The organism is Kocuria sp. CCUG 69068 (genome assembly GCF_020833785.1).
GTDB classification, from domain to species: domain Bacteria; phylum Actinomycetota; class Actinomycetes; order Actinomycetales; family Micrococcaceae; genus Kocuria; species Kocuria rosea.
Map to the genome: position 1 here is coordinate 1 of NZ_PDDL01000105.1, position 11,893 is coordinate 11,893.

At 74.6% G+C, this 11,893-nt stretch carries 14 protein-coding genes and 1 pseudogene; 4 read left to right on the plus strand and 11 right to left on the minus strand.

What is annotated here, in order from left to right:
* On the minus strand, positions 1-474 hold a 474-nt coding region (locus CRM73_RS15615), incomplete at its 3' end, for a thiamine pyrophosphate-binding protein (RefSeq protein ID WP_370658552.1).
* A complete protein-coding gene (locus CRM73_RS15620) occupies positions 471-1,253 on the minus strand; it encodes a cyclase family protein (RefSeq protein WP_017833452.1) in 783 nt (260 codons plus the stop codon). The genes CRM73_RS15620 and CRM73_RS15615, both read right to left, overlap by 4 nt.
* Positions 1,254-1,538: 285 nt before the next feature.
* Here CRM73_RS15620 and CRM73_RS15625 point away from each other — a divergent pair, with 285 nt between their 5' ends.
* The gene (locus CRM73_RS15625) at positions 1,539-2,414 is read left to right on the plus strand and encodes a shikimate dehydrogenase (protein WP_017833453.1); all 876 of its coding nucleotides are present in this window, start codon (positions 1,539-1,541) and stop codon (positions 2,412-2,414) included.
* Positions 2,415-2,477: 63 nt separating this feature from the next.
* On the opposite strand, the gene CRM73_RS15630 is transcribed toward CRM73_RS15625, so the two are convergent.
* The 3 genes from CRM73_RS15630 to CRM73_RS15640 are packed head-to-tail and all read right to left on the minus strand — an operon-like array spanning position 2,478 to position 4,415.
* Complete coding sequence (locus CRM73_RS15630; RefSeq protein ID WP_095651254.1) at positions 2,478-2,825, minus strand: GNAT family N-acetyltransferase; 348 nt, start codon at positions 2,823-2,825, stop codon at positions 2,478-2,480.
* Positions 2,826-2,847: 22 nt separating this feature from the next.
* The gene (locus tag CRM73_RS15635) at positions 2,848-3,858 is read right to left on the minus strand and encodes a pirin family protein (RefSeq protein WP_017833455.1); all 1,011 of its coding nucleotides are present in this window, start codon (positions 3,856-3,858) and stop codon (positions 2,848-2,850) included.
* A complete protein-coding gene (locus CRM73_RS15640) occupies positions 3,855-4,415 on the minus strand; it encodes a carboxymuconolactone decarboxylase family protein (RefSeq protein ID WP_017833456.1) in 561 nt (186 codons plus the stop codon). Before CRM73_RS15640 ends, CRM73_RS15635 begins: the two co-directional genes overlap by 4 nt.
* Before the next feature lie 234 nt (positions 4,416-4,649).
* Between CRM73_RS15640 and CRM73_RS15645 the strand changes: the two genes are divergently transcribed.
* Together CRM73_RS15645 and CRM73_RS15650 are read left to right on the plus strand one after the other, a co-directional pair.
* Positions 4,650-4,946: a DUF1540 domain-containing protein gene (locus CRM73_RS15645; RefSeq protein ID WP_017833457.1), complete on the plus strand. Its 297-nt coding sequence runs from the start codon at positions 4,650-4,652 to the stop codon at positions 4,944-4,946.
* Between the two features lie 144 nt (positions 4,947-5,090).
* The gene (locus tag CRM73_RS15650) at positions 5,091-5,660 is read left to right on the plus strand and encodes a hypothetical protein (RefSeq protein ID WP_017833458.1); all 570 of its coding nucleotides are present in this window, start codon (positions 5,091-5,093) and stop codon (positions 5,658-5,660) included.
* Between the two features lie 34 nt (positions 5,661-5,694).
* Here CRM73_RS15650 and CRM73_RS15655 read toward each other — a convergent pair whose 3' ends face one another.
* The 5 genes from CRM73_RS15655 to CRM73_RS15675 all read right to left on the minus strand — a co-directional run bounded on the left by CRM73_RS15655 (position 5,695) and on the right by CRM73_RS15675 (position 10,181).
* Complete coding sequence (locus CRM73_RS15655; RefSeq protein ID WP_229588392.1) at positions 5,695-6,198, minus strand: metallophosphoesterase; 504 nt, start codon at positions 6,196-6,198, stop codon at positions 5,695-5,697.
* 5 nt (positions 6,199-6,203) lie between these two features.
* Positions 6,204-7,274 carry a HoxN/HupN/NixA family nickel/cobalt transporter gene (locus tag CRM73_RS15660; protein ID WP_095651252.1) on the minus strand — a complete coding sequence of 357 codons (1,071 nt, stop codon included), beginning with the start codon at positions 7,272-7,274 and terminating at the stop codon, positions 6,204-6,206.
* 81 nt (positions 7,275-7,355) lie between these two features.
* Complete coding sequence (locus CRM73_RS15665) at positions 7,356-8,708, minus strand: rhodanese-like domain-containing protein (RefSeq protein ID WP_017833461.1); 1,353 nt, start codon at positions 8,706-8,708, stop codon at positions 7,356-7,358.
* A 130-nt stretch (positions 8,709-8,838) separates the two neighbouring features.
* Positions 8,839-9,225, minus strand: a complete 387-nt coding sequence (gene trxA, locus CRM73_RS15670; protein ID WP_229588394.1) for a thioredoxin — start codon at positions 9,223-9,225, stop codon at positions 8,839-8,841.
* Between the two features lie 92 nt (positions 9,226-9,317).
* Positions 9,318-10,181: a sulfite exporter TauE/SafE family protein gene (locus CRM73_RS15675; RefSeq protein ID WP_126350386.1), complete on the minus strand. Its 864-nt coding sequence runs from the start codon at positions 10,179-10,181 to the stop codon at positions 9,318-9,320.
* A 250-nt stretch (positions 10,182-10,431) separates the two neighbouring features.
* Between CRM73_RS15675 and CRM73_RS15680 the strand changes: the two genes are divergently transcribed.
* A complete protein-coding gene (locus CRM73_RS15680; RefSeq protein ID WP_017833464.1) occupies positions 10,432-10,974 on the plus strand; it encodes a type 1 glutamine amidotransferase domain-containing protein in 543 nt (180 codons plus the stop codon).
* A 130-nt stretch (positions 10,975-11,104) separates the two neighbouring features.
* On the opposite strand, the pseudogene CRM73_RS15685 reads toward CRM73_RS15680, so the two are convergent.
* Positions 11,105-11,893: pseudogene (locus CRM73_RS15685) on the minus strand (polyketide antibiotic transporter); the annotation flags it as partial.

Consider the following 11,893-nt stretch of genomic DNA (forward strand, 5'->3'; position numbering starts at 1 on the left):
GAGCGGGACGCTGAGCACCACGGTGCGGCGGTCGTTGCGGGCGCGCCGGACGGCCCGGGCGACGTCGGCCGCGGCGCTCGCGGGGGAGTGCACCCGCTCGGCCACCGCCCCCACCGCCCGGGCGAGGGCGTCCTGGTCGATCCGGAAGTTGGAGTGCACGGCCGCGGCCTGGGTGTCGGCGGTGAGCACGATCAGCGGGGTGCGGGACTTCGCGGCCTCGCCGATGCCGGTGGTCGCGTTGGTCAGCCCGCAGCCCTGGTGCGTGGTGACCACGGCGACGCGCCCGCTGGTGCGGGCCCAGGCGTCGGCCATGGTCGCGGCGCCGTTCTCGTGCCGGGCGGCCGTGAAGGGCACGCCCGCCGCGATGAGCGCGTTGGTGAGGTGGAAGTTCCCGCTGCCCACCACGCCGAACGCGTGCCCCACGCCCAGCTCCGCGAGCGCACGGCCCACGAGCTGGGCGACCGTGCCGGTCACGCCCCGGCCCGCTCGACGAGGGCGAGCACCCGGGCGGGGCTGCCCGTGCCGCCCACGACCGGCAGGGGCGCGACCACGAGCTGCGCCCCGAGGACCGGCAGCCGGTCGAGGCGGCGCAGGGAGGTCAGCCCGTACTTGTCGTGGCCCAGCAGGTGGTGGTGGGCGGGGAAGGGCGGGTCGAAGCCGCCGGCGATGCCCGCGTCGATGCCGACGGTCTCCACGCCGAAACCGCTCACGTGCGGGTGGGCGGCGAGCCACTCGGCGGCGGCCACCGACGGCCCCGGGGCGTGCAGGCCGTCCGCGTCGGCGTTGAGGAAGCGCTCGGGGTCGTCCGCGCGGGCGGACCAGCCGGTGCGCAGGAGCACCCAGCAGTTCTCGGGGAAGCGCCCGTGCTCGGCCTCCCACCGCTCGAGGTGCTCGGGCTCCAGCAGGGCGTCCGCGTCCGCCTCCGCCTCGGCGGTGAGGTCCAGGACGGCGGCCGGCCCGACGAGCCGCGCCGGTTCGATCCGGTCCACCGACCTCCCGTCCCGGCCGGTGATCCAGTGCACGGGCGCGTCCAGGTGCGTGCCGGCGTGCTCGCCCAGGGTCAGGTCGTTCCACGCCCAGCCGGGCCCGGCCTCGTCGTAGGCGCTCACCGGGGTCATGGACAGGCCCACCGTGTTGGCGAACGGTTCCGGCAGCCGCAGGATCGGGGTGTCCCGGTCCAGCGGGGTGGTCAGGTCCACGACCTCCACGGTCCCGGCGGCCAGCGCCGCCCCCAGTTCGCCCAGCACGCTCATGACGTCACCCTCCGCAGTTCGTGGGCCCCGTCGGCGGGGCCGTGGCACTTGCCTCGCCGCCCATTGTGCCCCGGCGCGGGCCCGGCGCCCCCGCGGTGGGAATCACTTCCACACTGTGGCATCCGTGTTCACACAGTGAGTGCAGAGCGGGTCCTGCACGTCCTCCCGGTGTACTGTGATGGGCGTCCCAACGGCTCGCGATGCCCTCCGCGCCACCGGCACCGGTGCTGCGCCGAGAGCGGTCTGCGCGGCCGCGTCCTGACCGCACCCCGCAAGGAGCCCACCATGAGCACCACCTCCGAGTCCTACCTCGTGGGCCTGATCGGCGACGGGATCACCCGCAGCCTCACCCCGCCGATGCACGAGACCGAGGCGCGGAACCACGGGCTGCACTACCTGTACCGTCCGGTGGACCTCGAGGTGATCGGCCGCCCGGGCGAGGACGTGGGGGAGCTGCTGCGGGCCGGGCGGGACCTCGGGTTCAACGCCTTCAACATCACGCACCCGTGCAAGCAGCTGGTCCTGGACCACCTCGACGAGGTCGCCCCGGAGGCGGCCGCGCTGAGGGCCGTCAACACGGTGGTGATCCGCGACGGCCGGTTCGTCGGCCACAACACCGACGTGTCCGGCTTCGCCGCGGGGTTCCGGGCCGTGCTCCCCGGCGCGGCCAAGGACCGCGTGGTCCAGGTCGGCACCGGCGGCGCCGGCTCCGCCGTGGCCTCCGCGCTGCTGAGCGCCGGCGTGCAGACCCTGCACCTGTTCGACGTGGACCCCGCCCGGGCGGGCGAGCGGGCCGCCGCCATGGCCGAGCTCTTCCCCGGGCAGCAGGTCGCGGCCGCCACCGCCGAGACGCTGCCGGAGCTGGTGCGCGCGGCCGACGGGCTGGTCAACGCCACCCCGGTGGGCATGCACCACCACCCCGGCACCCCCGTGGACCCCGGCCTGCTGGAGGCCCGGCAGTGGGTGGCCGACGTGGTCTACCTGCCGGTGGAGACCGAGCTCGTCGCCGCGGCCCGGGCCCGGGGGTGCCAGGTGCTCGACGGCGGCCACATGGCGGTCGGCCAGGCGGTGGACGCGTTCCGGCTCATCACCGGCGTGGAGCCCGACCGGGCCCGGATGCGCGCCCACTTCCTCGATCTCATCGCGGCCCAGCGGGGCTGAGCCCGGGCTCCCGTCCCGGCCGCCGCGGGCCGGCGCCCCCGGGCTCCGGCCCGGGTGACGGGCTCACTGCTGCTCGTGCCGCGGGACGGCGGCGAGGTGCTCGGGCCGCACGGCCACGGCGTACTGCTGGTGGTCGGGGTGGCTGTGCAGCCACTTCTTGATGTAGGGGCACACCGGGACGACCGTCAGCCCGGCCCCGGCGGTGTCGTCCAGGGCTTCCCGGGCCAGTCTCGAGGCCAGGCCCTGCCCGCTGTAGGCGTCGTCCACGGTGGTGTGGTAGAAGATCCGCTGCGGCCCGCCGGGGCCCTCGAAGGGCACCCAGTGGGCCGAGCCGATGACGGTCTCCCCGTCGAGGAGCTCGTAGCGCTGCCGGCCGGGGTTGTTCCGCACCGTGACGGCGGAGGTGTCCATGGTGGTCTCCTGGGGGACGGGCTCAGCCGCGGGGCCGCAGCTGGACGGTGGGCAGCGGTGGGGCCGGCAGCGGGGCGGGCTGCTCCGCCGGGTAGGGGCCGAAGCGCGGGTACGGCGCCCCGTCCTCGTAGCTGCCGGAGGCCGGCGCGGGGGCCGGTTCGGCGTCGATCTCCGCCTGCCAGGCGGCGCGGTGGGCGACGACCTCCTCGTGGCTGCGGCCGACGAAGTTCCACCACATCACGATCTGCTCGCCCAGCGGCTCGCCGCCGATGAGCAGCAGCCGGACCGGGCTCAGGCCGGCCTCCAGCACCACGGGACCCTGCCCGACCGGGAGGCAGGCGAGGTGGTCCACCGGCACGGGGGCGCCGTTGAGCGCCAGGTCGCCGGTGTCGAGCAGCACGCCGTGCTCGAGGGCCGGGTCCAGCTCCAGCTCCAGCCGGGCGCCGGGCCGCAGGGTGGCCTCTGCGGCCAGCAGCGGCGGGGTGAAGGTGTCCACCGGGGAGGTGCTGCCGGCCAGGGAGCCGAGGAAGACGCGCAGCTCCGTGCCCTCCCCGACCACCGGCTCGGGGGCGTGGTGCTCGAAGGTGGGTGCCATGTGGCGGGTCGCCTCCGGCAGGGCGTACCAGAGCTGGACCCCGTGCAGCAGCGTGGTGCCGGGGGTGGAGAACTCCTGGTGGGAGATCCCCCGTCCGGCGACCATCAGGTTGACCTCACCGGGCCGGACGATCGCGTCGTAGCCGGCCGAGTCCCGGTGGGCGATCCCGCCGGTGAACAGCAGGCTCACGGTGGCCAGGCCGGTGTGCGGGTGCCGTGCCACCCGCATGCCCCCGGACTCCGAGACCAGGTCGGGGCCGTAGTGGTCGACGAAGCACCACGCCCCGATGAGGCTGCGCTGCCGCTGGGGCAGGGTGCGGCGCACGGTCATCGCGCGGGGCCCGCCCAGGGGCACCTCGCGCGGGGCCAGCAGCTGCGCGCCGGCCCCGACGGCCTCGGAGCACAGCAGCTCCTGCGGGTCCACGTCCAGGTTGGTCACGCCGTGCCCCCCGCGACGGTCGACGGGGTGCGCGGGGCGTCCGGTGCCGGCTCGTCCGCGGCCCGTTCTCCCGGGGGATGTCCCTCCGGCGCGGCCGCACGGGGGCGGACCCGGTGGCGGGAGAGGACGGAGACCCGGTTGAAGGCGTTGATCGCCACCGCCGTCCACTGCAGCGCCGAGTACTGCTCGTCGGTCAGCTCCGCCCGGGCCACCGCCAGCTCCGCCAGCCGGGTCTCCTCGTCGGGCAGCAGGGCCACGGACTCCCCGATGGCCAGCGCGGCCCGCTCCAGGTCGTCGAAGAGCTCCGTCTCGCGCCAGGCGGGGAGCACCGCCAGCTTCTGCGCGCTCACCCCGGCCTCCACGGCGTAGCCGGTGTGCAGGTCGAGGCAGTAGGCACACCCGTTGAGCTGGGAGACCCTGATGTTGAGCAGCTCCACGAGCGCCCGGGACAGCCCGGCGTCCTCGGCCGCGGCGGCGACCTTGCGCGCCAGGCCGTTGAGCGCCCGCCAGCTGCCGGGATCCGCCTTGTCGAGGTAGAAGTGGTCGCCGGCGCTCATGGGGTCTCCTCGGGGTCGTCGCGGCGCCGCCGGGCGGCACCGCCGTGCGTCCAGCGAATACCCCCCGGCGGTGCCCCGTCAAGGGCGGCGCCGCGGGGCCCCGTCGGCCGCCCCGCGGACATTGGGGCACGAAAAAATGCGCTATCCATCGCCCCTCGTGAGGCGCATCCTGGAAGAGCTTGTTCAGGCCGGGGCAGCAGGCTCCGGCCCGGAGATCCTCCCGGAGGAGAAGTCATGGCCACCACCGAGTTCGTTCCCGTCTCCGACTGCACCGTGGGGCAGTGCTCGTTCAACCACGACCACGAGTGCACGGCCCACGCGATCACCGTGACCGGGTCCTCCGGCCACGCGCACTGCGGCACGTTCATCTCGCTGGGCCCCGACGGCGGCCTGCCCACCGTCCACGCCGAGGTCGGTGCCTGCCAGCGCGGCGAGTGCGTGCACAACGAGCACCTGATGTGCACGGCCCACGACGTGAAGATCGGCGCCGGCGCCGACGAGGCCGACTGCCTGACCTACCAGGCCGCCTGAGGACCGTCGGCAGCCCCGGCCCCGGGCACCTGACCGGGGCCGGGGTTTCTGTCTGTCCCGGGGGCGGACGTGCCAGCGCGCCCGGGCCGCGGGACAATGGAGGGGCCCGCGCAGCAGCACGGGGCGACGAGAGGACGGTGCGCCATGGACGAGGAGATCCGGCTCAGCGGGGCCGACCACCCGCACGTGCAGATCCCCCGGCTCGGGGAGCTCGACGCGGTCTGGGCCCGCCGGATCGTGCTGGCCGTCGTGGCGAGCCTGGTGGTCGGGCTGCTGGGCGGCATCGCGGCCGCGCTCCTCCTGGGCGAGAGGGGGCTGCTCAGCCCGGTGCAGTGGGGACTCGTGGTGGGCGGGGCGGCCCTGCTGGTCAGCGGCATCATCCTCTCGCTCACCCGGGCGGACGACGCGCCCCGCAACGACCTCATGGACGCCCGCGCCCGGGCGAGCAAGGGGCTGCGGACCTCGGTGCGCCGCGGCGCCGTCCCGCGGGACCCGGTCCTGCGGGAGATGCAGGACTACATGGCGGTGGAGATGGTGCAGTACGCCTGGCCGATCCTGCTGACCGTCCCGGGCATGGCGCTGGTGGTGTGGGCGCTCTTCGTGCCCGTCCCGGCCGTGCTGGTGGCGCTGCTGCTCGTGCTGGTGTGGGCCGCCGTCCGGGTCAACGGGACCGTGGTGGGCCGGCGCTACTACCAGCTGCGGGGCCTGCTCTGAGCGCTCGGCCCGGCGGCGCCGGTGCCGCGGGGCGTCAGCGCGGCGGGAGGCGGACGAGCTCCACGTCGGTGAGCCGCCCGCCGTCGGCGGCCGCCGTCAGATAGGTGCAGTGCGGCTGGCGCCGCCGGTCCGTGGGGGAGCCGGGGTTGAGCAGCCGCAGGCCCGCCGGGGTGGTGCTGTCCCACGGGATGTGGCTGTGGCCGAAGACCAGGACGTCGAGGCCGGGGAACGCCCGGTCCATCCGGGCCTCCCGCCCGGCGGCGGCACCGGTCTCGTGGACCATCCCGAAGCGCACGCCCCCGAGCGTCTCGCGGGCCACCTCGGGCAGCCGTTCGCGCAGCTCCGGGCCGTCGTTGTTCCCCCAGACCCCCACGAGGCGGGCGGCCCGCTCCTCGAGCCGGTCGAGGGTCGCGAGGTCGATCCAGTCGCCCGCGTGCAGCACCACCTCGGCGTCGTCGACGGCCCGCCACACCGCGGCGGGCAGGTCGCGGGCGCGCTTGGGGACGTGCGTGTCGGCGAGCAGGAGGAGTCGGACCATGACGATCAGCCTCGCACAGGGACCGGTCGTCCGTCGCGGCGGATCCGGTCCAGGCCCTTCGAGCCCAGCCAGACGACGCCGAAGAACACGATCACGGCCATGCCGAGGAAGTTGAGGTCGATCGCCGCGACGAGGGCGAGCGCGCCGCCGGTCGGCTGCAGGAGCTCGGCGAGCACGGACAGCAGACTCGTCCCGCCGATCACGAAGGCGATGACGACGGAGACGGTGGTCACCGTGACGTTGTAGTTCAGCCGGCGGCGGGCGTCCACCGAGGCCCAGCCGTAGACCCGGTTCATCAGGATGCCGTCGGCGCTGTCGAACATCGTCATGCCCGCGGTGAAGAGCACGGGCAGCACGAGCACCGCGTACCAGGGCAGCTCGGGGGCTAGCCCGCCGGCCATGACGAACAGCCCGATGGAGGCCGCCGTGTCGAGGCCGAGGCCGAAGAGGAAGCCGACGGGGTACATCCTGGCCGGGCGGTCCACCATGCGGGTCACGGGGTGCAGCACGCGGTGCAGCACGCCCCGGTCGGCGAGGTGGGCGTCCAGCTCGGCGGCGTCCAGGGCGCCGGTGCGCGCCGTGCGGCGGGCCCGGCGAAGCCGGAGCAGCACGGCGAGGTTGAGCACCCCGGCGGTGACGAGGAACAGCCCGGAGACGGTGCCGCCCCAGATCCCCGCGGCCTGCCGCAGCCCGGAGCCCTCGTCCGCGAGGCCGCCGGCGAAGGCCTCCAGGCCGAGGGCCAGCAGCAGCACGGAGACGAGGACCACCGAGGAGTGGCCCAGGGCGAACCAGAAGCCGGTGGCCGCGGACGCCCGGCCCCGCGCCATCAGCGAGCGCGTCGCGTTGTCGATCGCGGCGATGTGGTCGGCGTCGAAGGCGTGCCGGACGCCCAGGGCGTAGGCGCTGAGGGCGAGTCCCACGAACAGTCCCGTTCCCCCCTGGGGGGTGTCGGTGCCCAGGGCGAGGGCGAGCAGCGCGCCCCAGCCCGCGACGTGCAGGAGGACGACCGCGGCGCCGATGACGGTGACGCTGCGCCGTCCGGCGACGGACGGGGGGACGGTGCGGGAGGTGCTCACGGCGGGCCTTTCGCTGGGCTGGGGCGGGCTTCGGGGAGGGGCCGCGGGGGCCGGGGGCGCGCACCGGCCCCCGCGGCGGCGTCAGTTCTCGAGCGGCACGCCGGCCTCCTCGGCCTCGGCGAACAGGGCGTCGATGTGCACCGGGTCCTTGCCCGCGCGCTCGAGCAGTGACGCAGCCACGCCCGAGCGGTAGCCGGAGCCGCAGTGCACCCACAGCCGGCCCGCGGGCACCTCGTCCATTTGGGGCAGCAGCTCGTGCAGCGGGATGTTGACCGCGCCCGGGAGGTGCGACTGCTCGTACTCGTCCACCCGGCGGACGTCCAGGACGGTCTCGTCCTCGGGTCGCCCCTCGAGCATGCCCTTCCAGTCGACGCGCGGGTAGGAGGAGCGGGCCGCCCCGGGGGCGAGCTTCTCCGGGTCCTCGCCCAGCGCCGCGTCGGGGGAGTCGATGCCGATCCGCGACAGGTCCCGGATCGCGTTCTCGACGTCCGCACGCGACCCCACGAGGGTCAGCTGCCGGTCGTAGGGGAAGATCCAGCCCAGGAACGCGGTGAAGCTGGAGCCGTCGCCGTACTCGAAGCTGATCGTGCCCTTCAGGTGCTCGGCGGAGTAGGCCACCCGGTGGCGCAGGTCCACCACCCACTCCCCGGCCTCCAGGCGGGACCGCAGCTCCTCGGGGTCCAGGGAGTCGGGCACGGACAGGTCCGGCTCGGTGGGGCCGGCGGCGTTGGCCGGGCCCATGTGCACGTAGTAGTTCGGGTACGCCGTGAGGTTGCTGATGAGCTCGGCGACGAAGTGCTCCTCGTCCGGATCGGTGTAGACGTGGTTCGTCCTGATCTGCTCGCCGAGGGTGGACTCGTCCGCGCCGGTGGCGGGGCCGGAGGAGCAGAAGGAGCCGAACCCGTGGGTCGGGTACAGGGCGGCCTTCTCCTGCGCCTCGGCCGCGAGGCGGCGGGCGGAGGCGTACTGGTCGTGGGTCAGGCCCACCATGTGCTCGCGGCCCAGCAGGTCGGTGCGGCCCACGGAGCCGTAGAGGACGCTGCCGCCGGAGAACACGGCCTGCTCCTCGCCGTGCTCCACCACGAAGGACAGGTGGTGGTGGGTGTGGCCGGGGGTGGCCACGGCCTTTACGGTGAGCTCGCCGACCCGGACGGTCTCCCCGTCGGCGATCGGGGTGCGCTCGAAGGAGACGTCGTCGGCGGCGTTGACGAGGTAGGCCGCGCCGTGCTTCCGGGCGTAGAGGCAGCCGCCGGTCAGGTAGTCGTTGTGGATGTGCGTCTCGGCCACGTGGGTGACCTTCACCCCGGCCTGCTCCACGGCGGCCTCGAGGCGGTCGATGTCGCGCTGGGCGTCGATGACCAGCGCCACCTGCCCGTCGTGCACGAGGTAGCTGCGGTCCCCGAGCTGGGGGGTGTCGATGAGGGTGACGTCCATGGTGCGTTCCTCCTTGGTGGTGCCCCGCGGCGCGCCGTGGGGCGTGGTGACGGTATCGGCGGGTTGTTACGGGAGTGTTCCAGGGGCGGGGCCACGGCGGAAGCGACGTGCCGGGGACCCGCGCCGCGGCTCAGGCCTGCTGCCCGGCCTCCTGCCCGGCCCGCTGCCGGGCGAGCTCGGCGTGGACCTCGGCCATGTCGAGGCCCTTGACCGCGGTGATGACCTGCTCGAGCCCGGTCGCGGGCAGGGCGCCGGGCTGGGAGAACACGAGCACGCCCTCGCGGAAGGCCATCAGGGTGGGGATGGAGCTGATGCCGGCGGCGGCGGAGAGCCGCTGCTCGGCCTCGGTGTCGACCTTGGCGAAGACGACGTCCGGGTGCTTGGCGGAGGCGGCCTCGTAGGTCGGGGCGAACATGCGGCAGGGGCCGCACCAGCTCGCCCAGAAGTCCACGAGGACGATGTCGCTGGACTCGATGGTGGGGGCGAAGTCGGCTTCGGTGATGTCGATGGTGGCCATGGGGACCTCCTTGGTCGGGGTTCTCGGTCGGTGATCTCGGAATCGGTCGTAGCGGACGGTGTGCGGAAACGGTGGGAAGAAGAGGGCGAGGGTCAGGCCGTGAGGGGCGTGCGCAGCGGGCACCTCGGGACCGCGAACCAGCAGACCGTGGCGGCCAGGGCCGCGACAGCGGCAGTGATCCCGACGGCGATCCCGGCCGCGCCGGGCAGCTCCTGGACCAGGACGAAGACGCCCATGACCAGGACGAAGATGCCGAAGCCCTTGCGCAGTGCGGCCTCGGGGATGCGCCCGGCCAGCCGCGCCCCGGCGAACGAGCCGGCGACCGCGGCGACGGTCACCGCACCCACCAGGGCCCAGTCCAGGGAGACCGTGGTGAGGTAGCCGGCGAGCCCGGCGAAGGACTTCATCGCGATGACCACCAGGGAGGTGCCCACGGCCACGGGCATGGACAGCCCGCCCAGCAGGGCCAGGGCCGGGACGACGAGGAACCCGCCGCCGGCCCCCACCAGGCCGGTGACCAGGCCCACGACCAGGCCCTCGGCGACGACCTTGCCGACCGGCAGCTCACCGTCGTGGGGTGTCGCGGTGCTGTTCTTGCGGCCGCGGATCATGGCCAGGGAGGTCGCGACCATCATCAGGGCGAAGGCGACCATCAGCACGGTGCCGGGGATGTAGCCGCCGGCCAGGCCGCCCAGGAAGGCCCCGGCCATGCCGGCCGCGCCGAAGACGAGCCCGGTGCGCCACTTCACGCGCCGGTTGCGGGCGTGGTTGACGGCGCTGACGGCCGACGTCACCCCGACGACGAACAGGGAGGCCGCGATGGCCTCCTTGGGGTCCAGCCCGGCGACGTAGGTGAGGATCGGGACGGTGAGGACGGATCCGCCGCCGCCGAGCAGACCGAGCGAGAGCCCGATCAGCACCGACAGCAGGAGGGTCAGTACGAGGGTGACGGTCATGGTGCGTGTCCTTTGCTTCCCGCCGGCCGGGGCGGGTGGTCAGGCCGTGGAGGGGTGCCGGGCGCTCCGCCCGGCGTTCGTTCCGAGTATGGCAAATACCCCAGGGGGTATTCAACTACCCCCGGGGGTATCGAGGCCGGGCGCCGGTATCGCCCAGCGAGAACCCGGCCGTCCCGCACTTCCCTTTCCGGGCCCCGCGTGCCAACAGTGGAGTCCTGACCGCCAGATCCCCCGACCGAGGAGACACGTCATGACCACCGACATCACCGGCAAGAAGATCGCGTTCATCGCCACGAACGGCGTCGAGGAGCCCGAGCTCACCGAGCCGTGGAAGGCCGTCCAGGAGGCCGGCGGCACCCCCGTGCTCCTGTCCCCGGAGGAGGGCACCATCACGGCGATGCAGGGGGACTGGGACCGCGCCGGCAGCTACGACGTCGACGGCACCCTCGCCGCGGCGAAGGCCGAGGACTTCGACGCGCTGGTCCTGCCCGGGGGCACCCTCAACGCGGACACCGTGCGCACGGACCAGGACGCCCTGCGCCTGGTCAAGGAGTTCGACGCCGCGGGCAAGCCGATCGCGGCCATCTGCCACGCCCCGTGGATCCTCATCGAGGCCGGGCTCGCGCAGGGCAAGCGGCTCACGTCCTACACCTCCCTGGCCACGGACCTGAAGAACGCCGGGGCGGACTGGGTGGACGAGGAGGTCGTCGTCGACGGACGCCTCGTCACCTCCCGCAACCCCGGTGACCTCGAGGCCTTCAACCGGGAGGCTCTCACGCTCTTCGCCGGTTGATCAGCGCCGCCGGGCGACCGGCCCGCCGCGGAACCGCCCGGTTCCGCGGGTACCGCGGGGGCGCTCCCGGACGACCGTCGGAGGCGACGGCCGTCCGGGAGCGCCCCCGCGTCGGTGCCGGCCCCGCGGCTCAGGCCACGAGGTCCCGGCGGCGGAACCCGGCGGCGGCCGCGGCCAGGAGGGCGAGCGCCAGCGCGGCGAGACCCAGCAGCGGAGCGGCCTCCCAGTCCTCGGAGGGCACGAGCGGCGTCAGCTGCACGGGGGAGAGGTTCATCGCCGCCTCCGGCAGGTCGAGCAGCAGGCCGAACCACGAGACGAAGACCACGTACGCGACCACGGCCCAGCTCAGCGCGGCGAACCGCGGGACGAGTCCCACCAGGGCGGCGGCGACCCCCGCCACCACGAGCACGGCCGGGGCGTAGGCCAGGGCCGCCAGGGCGAGCTCGCCGGTCCAGCGCAGGTCCCCGGTGGTGGCGGTGACCCCGGCGCCCAGCGCGGCCCCGGCCAGCAGCAGGGCCAGGAGGGCCTCCACCACGACCACGGCGAGCCAGCCGAGCACCCAGCGCACCCGGTCGAGGCCCGTCGAGAGGAGCAGGGCCGTGCGGCCGGACTCCTCCTCGGAGCGCAGGCGCAGCACGCCCGAGACGGCGAACGCGACCACCCCGAGCGCGAGGTAGGACAGCGTCGCGGCGGCGAAGGACTCGGTGAGGGCGTCGAGGTCCATCACGAGCCAGTCGGTGATCGACGGGATGTCCGCGATGCTGTCCTCCAGCGAATCGGCCAGCGAGCCGAAGGCCAGGCCGAAGAGGACGAGCCCGGCGGTCCACCCCAGGAACGTGCCGCGCAGCAGCCGCCGCGCCAGCCCGGTCGCGGAGAGCAGGCCCGCCCCGGCCGCCGCGGGCCCGGGGCGTGCCGGCCG

What these genes read in the sequence shown, in the direction of transcription:
- CRM73_RS15620 (WP_017833452.1), bottom strand. Translation starts at nt 1,253, where the DNA reads ATGAGCGTGCTGGGCGAACTGGGGGCGGCGCTGGCCGCCGGGACCGTG.
- CRM73_RS15625 (WP_017833453.1), top strand. Translation starts at nt 1,539, where the DNA reads ATGAGCACCACCTCCGAGTCCTACCTCGTGGGCCTGATCGGCGACGGG.
- CRM73_RS15630 (WP_095651254.1), bottom strand. Translation starts at nt 2,825, where the DNA reads ATGGACACCTCCGCCGTCACGGTGCGGAACAACCCCGGCCGGCAGCGC.
- CRM73_RS15640 (WP_017833456.1), bottom strand. Translation starts at nt 4,415, where the DNA reads ATGAGCGCCGGCGACCACTTCTACCTCGACAAGGCGGATCCCGGCAGC.
- CRM73_RS15645 (WP_017833457.1), top strand. Translation starts at nt 4,650, where the DNA reads ATGGCCACCACCGAGTTCGTTCCCGTCTCCGACTGCACCGTGGGGCAG.
- CRM73_RS15650 (WP_017833458.1), top strand. Translation starts at nt 5,091, where the DNA reads ATGGACGAGGAGATCCGGCTCAGCGGGGCCGACCACCCGCACGTGCAG.
- CRM73_RS15655 (WP_229588392.1), bottom strand. Translation starts at nt 6,198, where the DNA reads ATGGTCCGACTCCTCCTGCTCGCCGACACGCACGTCCCCAAGCGCGCC.
- CRM73_RS15665 (WP_017833461.1), bottom strand. Translation starts at nt 8,708, where the DNA reads ATGGACGTCACCCTCATCGACACCCCCCAGCTCGGGGACCGCAGCTAC.
- trxA (WP_229588394.1), bottom strand. Translation starts at nt 9,225, where the DNA reads ATGGCCACCATCGACATCACCGAAGCCGACTTCGCCCCCACCATCGAG.
- CRM73_RS15675 (WP_126350386.1), bottom strand. Translation starts at nt 10,181, where the DNA reads ATGACCGTCACCCTCGTACTGACCCTCCTGCTGTCGGTGCTGATCGGG.
- CRM73_RS15680 (WP_017833464.1), top strand. Translation starts at nt 10,432, where the DNA reads ATGACCACCGACATCACCGGCAAGAAGATCGCGTTCATCGCCACGAAC.